The sequence below is a fragment of the Streptomyces sp. NPDC001156 genome (assembly GCF_053598275.1).
Map to the genome: position 1 here is coordinate 1 of NZ_JBSFJX010000532.1, position 1,456 is coordinate 1,456.

At 68.6% G+C, this 1,456-nt stretch carries 1 pseudogene; it reads left to right on the forward strand.

Features of this window, described 5'->3' with window-relative positions:
- Positions 1-85: 85 nt before the first annotated feature.
- A pseudogene (locus ACWDA7_RS52890) lies at positions 86-472 on the forward strand (LuxR C-terminal-related transcriptional regulator); the annotation flags it as partial.
- Positions 473-1,456 lie beyond the last annotated feature (984 nt).

Here is a 1,456-nt window from a genome sequence, read left to right on the forward strand (position 1 = left end):
CGCGGGAGACCAGTGCATCCACCACCGTTCGGGATGCGCCAGTTGACCAGGACTGGGTACAAGACTCACTCCTGCTCACTGACTAGGAACGGTCGGCTACCTGCTCAAAGACCGGGTGTTCAGCGACGACCAGTTCGTCGACGTGATCCGTACGGTCGCCGCGGGCGGCACGGTCATGGACCCTGAAGTGGTCACCAAGCTGCTCGGCCGCCGCAGCCGCGGCGAACGCGAACCCCGCTCCAGACTCACCGAGCGGGAACGTCAGGTGCTTGAGCTCATGGCCGAGGGACGCTCCAACAGCGCCATCGCGAACCGGCTCTTCATCAGCGAGAAGGCCGTGTCCAAGCACAGCACCAGCATCTTCACCAAGCTGGAGCTCGCCCCCTCAGACGACGACAACCGCCGGGTGTTGGCCGTGCTCGCCTACCTCATGTCCGTGCCGCGTGAAGGCCGCACTTCGTCAAGCCACTGAGCTGATCAAGATCAAACCATTGCCGGGCTGGGCCGGCGGCTCAAGCGCCGGGCGTAGCCCAGTGTTGTCCAGAAACCCAGGGAGGGTCCGCGACAACCACACCGTTCATGAACCGAGAAGGAATGACGCGCCGTCGCATGCTCGGAGCCGCGCTGGCAGTTAGGGTCGCCGTGCCGATGGGCGCCGCACACCAGGCATGGAGGGCTTCGATCGCCCCGGGCCCGGTGCAGCTCACTCTGCCGGTGCCCACCGGACCGTACCCAGTGGGCACGGTGCCCCTCGTCGTCCACCTGCGCGTACGGCGGCTGGTCTGTCCGGCCCTGGGGTGCCGGCGGCCAGACCTTCCGCGAGCAGGTTCCCGGGCTGCTGGAGCTGCTCAATATCGCCCACGGCGTCACCACCGTCCGGGACGCCGGCGACGCGTATGGCACCTCTGGGGACGCGGCGCGAGCGGCGACCGAACGCGGTCACCTGGGACCGCGTCTGTCGATCGCCGGGTCTTTCGTCACCCGGGGCCGCCGCCGCTGGCCCAACAGCGTGCAGATGTCGGGGCCCGAGCAGGCCGCGGAGATCGTGGCGCGGGCGGCGGACGGCGGCCATCGCTGGATCAAGTCGTACGAGGGCCTCGACGCCGCCGACATCGCCGCCCTCGTGACCGCCGCTGAACGGCGTGGCCTCGGAGTCATGGGCCATGTGCCCACCACGCTGCGGCACGAGCAGGCGCTGCTTCGACACCCAGCATGTGTTCGGCGTACCCGACCCCGCCGATCTCGGCGCGGACACCGTCCTGTGCCGGTCCACCGACTGGCAGGGCGTCACCGACCGGCGTCTGGACGAAGTCGTCCGGCACAGCGTCTCTAATCAGCTAAGCGATCCTGGGTTGGATTGTGTTTCCGGGATCGTTTCCCACCGTGGTGGGGAGGCGTGGGCGTGGAGGTGGAATCCCGCGCCGAGTGCTGCCCCTCGTGGCCGGTGGCCGGTGGT